This is a genomic window from Desulfonema magnum (assembly GCF_017377395.1).
GTDB lineage: Bacteria > Desulfobacterota > Desulfobacteria > Desulfobacterales > 4be13 > Desulfonema_C > Desulfonema_C magnum.
The window spans coordinates 4,383,771-4,394,037 of the sequence record NZ_CP061800.1 but is presented as its reverse complement, the minus strand read 5'-3'; the positions used below and the strand labels follow the sequence as shown (position 1 = coordinate 4,394,037).

Sequence of the window (10,267 nt, the reverse complement as noted above, 5' to 3'; positions counted from 1 at the left end):
AAAAGCCGGGTTTCTCCGCCGCTCACAGAAAAAAAGATGTATGAAAAACTTTTGCTCAGGTACTTACTTTCTTAACCAAACCGTATATCTCCACGCATCAAACTGAGGACAGGGCTGTCCCGGGTAAAAATCATGACTTTGGTTATGATAATACTCTTTTTTCTTATTTTCATCATTCTTCCTTATTGGAATTATCAAGCCACATATCAGGCCACATGGGCGGGCTTGGCTGTAAGTCATCAAAAACACTGGACAGAGCATCTGGTCCGGTTAGCACAAAACGACTCACTTTTTCTCCGGTTCTCGCTGTGCAGGGTGTTTTCATCCAACGGGCCGCGTCCAGGAAGTTCGCAGGCAGGATCGTGAGACCGCCGCTGACATCCTCATCCGGGGCGTCAATTTCTACAGAGCCGTCAATCCCAAGTTGTGATGAAGCTGAAACAATACTGGCGGAAGATTGAATAAACTGATCCGAAACAATATGGATGCTGCCCCCTTGTCCTTCATAAGCATTGGCTTTGATTTTTCCATGGTTCAGGATGACAAATTGCGGATTGCCAATCTCTATGTCCCCGCCGTCCCCCTGTCCGCTTTTAACACTGGTGGTAATTTCGCTGTCTGACAAATAAAGCAGGTCTCCGGCCTGAATGGTCATTTTACCGTTCATTTTGTCATCTGTCTCATCAGGACTTGCCGTATTTACGGCCTCAGTGGTCAGGGAACTTCCGTCTGACAAACGAACCGCGTCTTTGGCGCTGATATTGATCAAACCCGCGGTCCCGCCATTTTCTGCGGCATTGCTGGATGAGGAAACCGAAGCACCGTTGCCAAGTTCAATCCTCGCAACATCCATACTTATATTGCCTGCATTTCCTTCCCCCTGAGTTGAAGTACTGACAGAACTGTTGTCTTTCATATACACAGCATCAAGGGCATGAATGGAAATCGTACCGGCATCGCCGCCTTTGCCCGCGGATTTGCTCGCGGATAAAACAGATGCCCTGTTGCTGAGTTCAAAACGGACAGCCTCCAGTGTTATATTACCGGCTTTGCCGTAACCGGATGTCGCGGTGGTCAGAGCCGTGTCATCTTCCAAAGTGACAGTCCCCTCTGAGCCGATGTGAATCATACCCGCGTCACCGATGGCCTCACTTGTTGAAGAAATAAAGGCCTCGTCGCTGAGTTTCAGGGTGCCTGCATCCAGATTTATCATGCCCGCGTGAACACCGCCTGTGCTTGCCGTGCTAAAGGACGCATCATCCTCCAGCGCGACCGTGTCATCCGCGTTAAGTGTAATGGTCCCTGCATTGCCGGTCATATAAAATTTTATCCACTTTTCCCCGTCATAAATAAAACTTTTCGCGATCCCGTCCCCCGCGTCCTCAACTTTTGCCACGTCACCGGTTTGTGCGGAGAGGCTGTCCCGTCCTGTAATATTGGCAACTGTGTAAAGGTTTTTATAACCGCTGATCCATTTTTCACCCGTATAGGTCAGTCGGTTTACGGTTCCGTTTTCTGAAACCGTCTGAACCACATCCCCGGGTAAAGCAACGACCGCTTCTCTTTTTGTAATATCAGAAACCGTATAGACATTTTTAAGTCTTACCCATTCTCCCCATCCGTCAGAAACAAAAATTGCAGGTTCCCCGCTCCCGAGGTCTTCCACCCGCACAACCTCACCTGCTTCAGCCGAGTCAGCCAGATCATCCCTTTCCGTTAGATTTGCAACAGACGCTACTTGTTCCTTAACAGGTATCCACTCCCAGAACCAGATAAAGCTTCCGGGAATCCCCTCTCCGGCATCCTGCACAATGGCCATATCACCATCCTGAGCCAGATCAGCCACTTCATCCAGTGCTTCGATATCATCCACAGTATAAATATCCGCATCAGGATACTCGCTTTTTGAAACAACGGAAGCACCTCCGCTGAGATCAATATTTCCGATCCTCAGTGTTATATTGCCCGCGTTTCCGGTATCCGATGCCGAGGTGATCACAGATGCGTTATCTTTAAGGGACAAATTTTTTGCGGTTATTGAAACTGTTCCTGCATTGCCGCTGCCGGTTGTGTCCGCGCGAATGACACTGCCCTGGCCGGTCAGTATGACTGAATCTGCAAAATCATCGTCCTTCGCGGGATCATGCCCGGAGATGGTCACATTTCCCCCGTTGCCTGTCTCCCGTGCCCGGACAGAGATTTCACCGCTGCTGTTCAGCTGCATGTCACCTGCATGAATGGCAATATTTCCGCTGGTGCCGACACCTTCTGACGAGCTTTCAATCTTTGCCCGGGTTTCAATGGTCAGAGAGGGCGCACAAATGCTTATATTTCCGGCCCGGTCAGTGCTGTATTGTAACGCGGAAGTTGACACCGTGGCGTTATCAGAGATATGAACCGATTCAGAACCTTCGATATTTATATCCCCGCCTTTTCCTGCCCCGTAGGATTGCCCGCCAAGCCCTGAAGATTCTGTGATTGTAATGTCTTTTGCCTTAATGGAGAGCGTACCGCCTTCCCCGGCATCGGCTTCTTCCCAGAAAGAGCCGTTTTTAATTTCGCTGTTACTGATTTTAACTGTTTCCGAAGCCTCAATGGTTATATTTGTGCCATTGCCTGTTCCGTCTGTATTACCGTCAATTCTGCCGCGGTTTTGCAAAAACACGTTATCTGCCCGTATAGCAATTTCCTGACCATTTTCATGGTTTGGCGAGGACTCAATCTGGCTGAATTTGTCCAAAACAAACATCCCCCCTCGGATAAAAACACTTCCGGCTCCGCTCCCGTTGTCATCATCGCCACTGCTGTTGACCGTAATTTTTGCCCCCCGGGACATGGTTATATCTCCCAGTTTTTCCGCAGACACATCCGAACCGGTTTCTGTAAGCTTTACTTCGCCCGCGGACCGGACACCCGCCAGAGTGACTCGTCCCCCGGGAGCATTAAGATTCGATCCCACAGTGGCATCTGTTATACCGGACTCAGGAACAAAAAAAGTGCCTTTTATCTCAATATCTCCGCCAATCACGGAGATCATTTCACCCTCCGGAACCGCAAGTCCGGGAGAAAAATCAGGATTATTGTTCCGCCAGTCTCGCCAGCTTTCCTCGTTTTCTTCCCAGATATCAGAGGAGAGTTCTCCTTTGCCTTCGATTGAAATCATGCCTGCGTCATTGTCCAGGAAACCAAAAGCGGCCGGTGTGGCAACAGATAAGATATCATTTTCAAAGGATTCAGTGTAAAACCGCTCATTATTTTCCATGTGCAGATAATCTGCCGTACTCATATAAAACGAACCGCTCAGGTCCAGTCGGGCATTTGCTCCGAACATCAGACCCGCAGGATTCAGCAAATATACGTCTGCTCCGGAAATCTCAGAACGCAATGTTCCGTCAATCCGGGATGCCTCCCCTCCTGTGACACGGCTGATGATATTCTGAACCGAAGCGGGTCCGCTGAAGGTGGCGGTTTCATTGGTATTGATATTGAATCGCTGAAAGCTGTGAAACAGATTTGCACCGGCCTGTTTTCCGTATTCGGCTTTAATTTTATAAACAGGCCCCTGCAAACTCAGCGCGCCGGTATTACCTATGGTTCCGTCAGTCACGACATCCGCATGAACCGAAACAAGAATGCTCATCCCCAATAAAACAGCGATAATTAATTGTGTATATTTTTTTTTCATTTGAATATGTTCCTTAAAGTGAATCATAAAATGAAAGTAATACAGCTTCTATCTGCCGGATTTATCAGATGTTATCTAATCTGATATCAAACCGCATGCCTTTTAAAAAGTCCCTGAAAAATAATATACCCGTCTGAAAGCCTATTCTGACATTCTCCGGACAATTATTTTCCTGATTATAACGGATTTTGGGGAGGCCTGTAACGCCCTGTGGGGGCGGCATATTTGCAGCATTCCCCTAAATCCGTTATAATCAAATCAGTTATTTTCATTGAACCTGAAACTAGGATTATAGATGTTCACAAATTAAATTTCAAGAAATAGTTCCTTTAACTCGATAATCAAGTTTTTTTGTCATTCCTGCGAAAGCAGGAATCCATTTTGGGCAGATGCGACGTCTTCAGGAACTGTGGATTCCTGCTTTCGCAGGAATGACAAGGGACCCTGCCAGATCGGATCAAAAAAACTTGATTATCGAGTTTAAGCAATTAAAAATAAATTGAATTTAATTTTGATTTACTGAAATTATTTTTCTGAACATCTATAGCTGATTTTTTAGCCTGAATCTGTTTCTCACTTTCCAATGTCATGATTTCAGAAAATTTTGGGTTTTCACCTCCTTCCTCCTTGGATAAAAAGCACGAAACCGATAAAGACATAAATGCCAGCTTGTCAGGCAGTTGTGCTGATTTTTTCACGGCCATGATATTTTCAGAGCATTGTTCAATATCATCTTGTTATTATATCATATTTTTTAAATTAAAAACAAAAAAAGTCGCACAGATTTGGGAACACTCCTGATTCAGCGGGTTCCATACAAAATTCTATTTTACTGGGTATCAGAGGTGAAAATCCGGAAATTTCCTGTGTGCTGAAGAAAGGCTTGACGAAACAGAATCAAATAATCTATCACTGAAACTTTGAAAATTTTCAAAGCCTGAAATCCTAAAAGATTGGAAACAATATATGTCTCATAATTTAACAGATATTCTGGCATCAGAACAGATTGAGGCGTCAGCCCCGTGCAGAATTGACATGGGCGGAACCCTGGATATCAGCACCTTTTATTATCCGCTCCGGCGACTTCGTCCCTGCACCTTTAATATTGCCCTGAACATGAGGACACGGGTGCGGCTTTTTCCTTATCATAAAGGCATGATAAAAGTTTCTTCAAAGGGGTTTGAAAGCGCGGAATATTCCCTTGATCAAGCGCGCTTTGATCATCCCCTGGGGCTGATGTTTGCTGTTGCCGCCTATTTCGGGGCAGAGGGGGTTCATATTGATATTGAATCGTCATCCCCCCGCGCAGTGCGCTGGGAGGCTCATCTGTCGCGGCGGTCGCACTGATTGCCGCCCTTTGCAAAGCCGGGTCTGGCATTTCCGGACAAAAGGAAGTGAAACTGCTTTCCCCTGAAACTACGGCAAGGCTTGCGCACGGACTTGAGGAAAGTGTGGCAGGCGTGCCCTGCGGGCTTCAGGATCAGCTGGCTGCCGTGTATGGCGGCGTGAACGCGTGGTATTGGTCAGGAAAAGTTGAAGGCCCTGTTTTCACGCAGAAACCCATTGTTGAAAAACACGCGTTTGACGAGTTGGAAACGCATCTGCTTTTGGCATATTGCGGCATTCCCCATGAATCAAAAAACATTAACCAGAGATGGGTTCGGCAATTTCTCTCAGGCAAATACCGTGATTTTTGGACTGAGATTGTTAACTGCACCCAAAAATTTACGGACGCGCTGTCAGAGGGAAATTTTAAAGACGCTTCTGAAATGATGAACAGGGAAGTTGCTCTGAGAAGACAGATGACCCCTGATGTGCTTGATGAAATAGGAGAAAACCTGGTCAGTTCGGCCATTGAAAACAATTGCGGAGCAAGATTCACAGGCGCGGGCGGGGGCGGCTGCATATGGGCCATGGGTGAAACTGAAAATATTGACAGTTTAAGGAAAGTATGGAAAGAAGTTCTTTCAAAAAGAGACGGTGCCTGTCTGCTCAATATAAAAACAGATGCAGAGGGATTGGAGTGTTAAGGGTTAAGGGATTAAGGGTTAAGGAATTAAGGGTTAAGGTTAAGGGTTAAGGTGAGGGGGCAGGTGTTAGGTATCAGAATTATCATAGCCCGTCACCGTAGCGAAATATAAAAATTTCAGCTTTTTCACGCCATGTGCAACTTTTTTTTAACCAAAGAGAATACAGACAGATTAATGCCACAAAGACACGAAGCCACAAAGACACACAAAGAAATACAGGGAAACACAAAGAACTTTCGTGAGACTTCGTATCTTTGTGCCTTTATAATCTCCGAAAGCAGGTTTACGTTTTCGGCTCACACAAAGAATCTTCGTGAGACTTCGTGTCTTTGTGCCTTCGTGGCATTATAACTTGCACATAGCGTTTTTTTCCTTAACCCTTAAGCTCAGACCCTTAACCTTTAAACCCAATGACCACTGACAAAAAAGGTGAAAAAAAATGTATTTTCAAGATGTTATTTTAGAATTAAACAAATTCTGGGCAAAAAAGGGATGTGTGCTGGTTCAACCTTATGACATGGAAGTCGGGGCCGGGACATTTCATCCCACAACACTCTTAAAGGCCCTTGGCCCCGAGCCATGGAAAGTGGCATATGTGCAGCCTTCCAGACGGCCCACGGACGGCCGTTACGGTGAAAATCCGAACCGGCTTCAGCATTATTATCAATACCAGGTCATCCTGAAACCTTCTCCCGCTGATGTTCAGGAGCTATATTTGGAAAGCATGAGGGTTCTGGGAATAGACTCCCTTGAGCATGATATCCGGTTTGTTGAGGATGACTGGGAATCCCCCACCCTCGGCGCGTCCGGTCTCGGATGGGAAATCTGGCTGGATGGCATGGAAATCACTCAGTTTACCTATTTTCAGCAGGCCGGGAGCATTGAACTGCATCCTGTCTCCGTGGAACTCACATATGGTCTTGAGCGCATTACCATGTATTTGCAGGGAATAGACAATGTCTATGATCTGAAATGGAATAAGGATATAAAATACGGGGACGTACACCATCAGCAGGAGGTTGAACAGTCAACATATAATTTTGAAAAAGCAGATGTGGATATGTTACTCGGTTTTTTCAATAAGTACGAGGCCGAAGCCATGCGGGTGATTAAGGACGGGCTGGTTCTTCCCACTTATGAATACTGTCTCAAATGTTCACATACCTTTAACCTTCTGGATGCCCGGGGGGCCATCAGTGTTACGGAACGAACCGGCTATATTGCACGGATAAGGAATCTTGCCAGGGCATGCGCGGAAGCATATCTGAATCAGAGAGAATCAATGGGATTTCCTTTGTTGAAAAAGTGAGCCGATGTATTTTTAAAAGGTTAAAAAAAGTTATTCAATGATGTGATTATAAAAGACAAAGGGGTGAGGATGAACAACTCATTATTACTTGAAATCGGAACAGAAGAAATCCCGGCAAGTTATATAACACCTGCGCTGAATGCTCTGTCTTCAACGCTTTTAAAAAAACTGACCGATGCCCGTATCGCACACGGCAGCGCAAGGGTTTTCGGGACTCCGAGAAGGCTTGCTGTGGAAATTGCCGATGTTTCAGACAAACAGGAGTCTGTGACAACAGAGGTCATGGGACCGCCTGAAAAAGTCGGGTTTGATGAAAATGGCAAACCTGCTGTGCCTGCCCGGAAATTTGCCGAAAAACTCGGTATATCCACAGATGAAATCAGCATTAAAAAAACAAAAAAAGGCTCCTATTTATGCGCGACAAAGACCGAGGAAGGGCTTGAAACAAACGTCTTTCTTCAGGGCATCCTGCCGGATGTGATCCGGTCAGTGCCATTCCCCAAAACCATGAAATGGGCTGATCTGAACCTTCAGTTTGCAAGACCTGTGCATTGGATTCTTGCGCTGCTGGGAAATGATGTGATCCCGTTTTCCCTGGAAAATATCAAAAGCGGCAATACCACCCGGGGACACAGATTTATGTCTCCGGATACAATAACGGTGACAACTCCGGGTGATTATATCGAGCGTCTGCGGTCCGCATATGTTCTGGCTGATTTGGAAGAACGGAAGCAGATTATTGAAAAAGAAATTTCAAAAGCAGCCCAGGAAGCCGGCGGCAGGGTGCTTCCGGACAGTGAGCTTGTGGATATTGTAAACAACCTTGTGGAATATCCGGTCCCTGTGGTGGGAAAATTTGATGAGGAATTTCTTGAAGTCCCTGACGAAGTTCTGATCACTGCCATGCGGGAACACCAGAAATATTTTGCCATTATTGATGAAAATGACAAGCTGATGTCCTGCTTTATCGCGGTAAATAACACACAGGCAAAAAATATGGACCTTGTGGCAGCAGGTCACGGAAGGGTGATCCGGGCAAGACTGGCAGATGCCCAGTTCTTCTACAAAGGGGATTTGGAAGCGTCTTTTGATGACTGGATCGAAAAATTAAAAGGGGTGCTTTTCCAGGCCAAACTCGGGTCCATGTACAAAAAAATCATGCGGGTCAGGGAAGTGGCTGAATTTATTTCAGACGCGGCCGGTCAGGATTCGGCAGTTAAGGAACAGGCAGCAAGGGCGGCCATGTTATGCAAAGCCGATCTTGTAAGTCAGGTGGTGGTTGAATTTCCCAAACTTCAGGGGGTCATGGGAAGGGTTTACGCAGGCATCAAAGGCGAACCCGATGCCGTGGCATGTGCAATTGAAGAACATTATCGCCCAACTTATTCCGGGGGAACACTCCCTGAAACAATGACCGGTGCCATTCTCGCGATTGCCGACAAAATTGATTCCATTTGCGGATGCTTCAGTGCGGGGCTGATTCCCACAGGTGCTTCGGATCCGTATGCGCTTAGGCGTCAGGGCATCGGCATTATTCAGATCATGCATGAAAAAGGATTTTCATTTTCCTTAAAGGCCATGATTGAAAAAAGCGCAACGCTTTTTGGCGAAAGACGTGACCGGGATGTGGGAGAAACTGTCAGCGATGTTTACACCTTTCTGCAAAACCGCATTTCCCATCTTCTGGCAGAAGAGGGATTTTCAAAGGATGTCATTGCGTCTGTCACCAGCGTTTCCGTGGACAATATGCCCAATGTCCGGAACAGGGTCCGCGCCCTGGAAAATCTCAAGAGCGCGCCTGATTTTGACCCCCTGGCTGTTGCGTTCAAGCGTGTTGTCAATATTATACGAAAGGCCGGTGAGGCCGGTGAGACTGTGGGGGATGTGGATAAGAACCTGTTTGAGCATGAAAGTGAGTCCGCACTTTATGCCGCGTATAACGCGGTTAAAAACAAAGTATCAGAAGATTTGGACAAAGGACTTTTTGACCAGGCCCTTCTCGATATTGCTTCGTTGCGTGACACTGTGGATGCTTTTTTTGACGGTGTTTTGGTCATGGCCGAAGATACAAAAATACGCAACAACAGATTCGCGTTGCTGAAAAATATTGCAGACCTGTTCGGCGGGTTTGCTGATTTCTCAAAAATTTCAACATAGAGTTTACAGGAGGATATTATGGCAAAAAAGGGGGGTTTTGACCCTGATAAGGATAAAGTTCTGAAGAAATGGAAATCTGATGAAACCGGGCTGATTATCTCAATTAATCAGTATGGCGACGGCGAACCGAAACTTCAGATCGGCCCACGGATTTTGCTAAAAAAAGATGGGACAGAAAGAGCGCCTATGAAGGCCGGTCGGCTTTCAATAGAAGATGTGATGTGGTTTTATGACATGATTGACGAAATAAAAGATGAGCTTTCAAATCTGGCGCAGCCCATGTAAAATACAGAGGCCGGCCGCATTAATGCTGAAGGGTTCGGCATATTTGGTCGGAACTCCGCAGATTACATTTAGTCGGGGCTGATTGGCATTTGTCAGGGACTGATTGGCATTTAATCAGAGCTGACAGCCAGTTGGGGAGGCAGCCGAATCATCCTGAGTAAATTAAAATCAATCCTTATTAAATGCAATCTGCGTAGTACATCAGGACACAAATATGTAGAGACAAGGCGTGCTTGTCTCTACCCTCCCTTGTGTCGTGATGGAATAGTTTTCCATTATAGTCATTGCAATTCTTATCAGATTTTATAATTTCATAAGAACAAAAGGGCGAGGAATTCAGAGAAGTAAGGATATCTTTTTTCCTTTTCTTATCTGGCTTCCTTGTAGTTTTCGGGCAGTCTCCTCTTTCCCCCCTGTAGGCGATTCAGCGAATCCGCTGTCTTACTCAGCAGTTGCATCATTTTAGTTACACTTAAATAATTCTGCTTTAAACATTGTCAAAAAGAATGTTTTCCTGTAACTATAGAGTTTAAGAAAAAAATTGTCCGGAGTGCCAAACTTGCAGTTTGGCAGGGGTGTCCGGTTTCCGTGTATTCGAAAGGAATGTTTTCCTGTAACTATAGAGTTTAAGAAAAAAATTGTCCGGAGTGCCAAACTTGCAGTTTGGCAGGGGGGTCCGGTTTCCGTGTATTCGAAAGGAATGTTTTCCTGTAACTATAGAGTTTAAGAAAAAAATTGTCCGGAGTGCCAAACTTGCAGTTTGGCAGGGGTGTCCGGTTTCCATGTATTCGAAAGATTGCC

The 10,267-nt window shown here is 46.0% G+C and carries 7 protein-coding genes; 5 read left to right on the top strand and 2 right to left on the bottom strand.

Going from position 1 to position 10,267, the window contains the following annotated elements; all coding sequences use genetic code 11:
• Window positions 1–172 precede the first annotated feature (172 nt).
• Entirely contained in the window at window positions 173–3,685 is a 3,513-nt protein-coding gene (locus dnm_RS16830; protein ID WP_207678075.1) for a two-partner secretion domain-containing protein, read from the bottom strand.
• Between the two features lie 488 nt (window positions 3,686–4,173).
• Window positions 4,174–4,389: a hypothetical protein gene (locus dnm_RS16825; protein ID WP_207678074.1), complete on the bottom strand. Its 216-nt coding sequence runs from the start codon at window positions 4,387–4,389 to the stop codon at window positions 4,174–4,176.
• A gap of 262 nt (window positions 4,390–4,651) precedes the next feature.
• Here dnm_RS16825 and dnm_RS30960 point away from each other — a divergent pair, with 262 nt between their 5' ends.
• The 5 genes from dnm_RS30960 (at window position 4,652) to dnm_RS16805 (ending at window position 9,466) form a co-directional block, all read left to right on the top strand.
• Window positions 4,652–5,032, top strand: a complete 381-nt coding sequence (locus dnm_RS30960; protein WP_246556018.1) for a hypothetical protein — start codon at window positions 4,652–4,654, stop codon at window positions 5,030–5,032.
• Window positions 4,975–5,715: a GHMP family kinase ATP-binding protein gene (locus tag dnm_RS30955; RefSeq protein WP_337833619.1), complete on the top strand. Its 741-nt coding sequence runs from the start codon at window positions 4,975–4,977 to the stop codon at window positions 5,713–5,715. The genes dnm_RS30960 and dnm_RS30955 overlap by 58 nt, the downstream gene beginning before the upstream one ends.
• A gap of 439 nt (window positions 5,716–6,154) precedes the next feature.
• On the top strand, window positions 6,155–7,024 hold the full coding sequence (glyQ, locus tag dnm_RS16815; protein ID WP_207678073.1) for a glycine--tRNA ligase subunit alpha: 870 nt from the start codon (window positions 6,155–6,157) through the stop codon (window positions 7,022–7,024).
• Between the two features lie 69 nt (window positions 7,025–7,093).
• Complete coding sequence (gene glyS / locus dnm_RS16810) at window positions 7,094–9,181, top strand: glycine--tRNA ligase subunit beta (protein WP_207678072.1); 2,088 nt, start codon at window positions 7,094–7,096, stop codon at window positions 9,179–9,181.
• A gap of 18 nt (window positions 9,182–9,199) precedes the next feature.
• Entirely contained in the window at window positions 9,200–9,466 is a 267-nt protein-coding gene (locus dnm_RS16805) for a hypothetical protein (RefSeq protein WP_207678071.1), read from the top strand.
• Window positions 9,467–10,267: the final 801 nt, after the last annotated feature.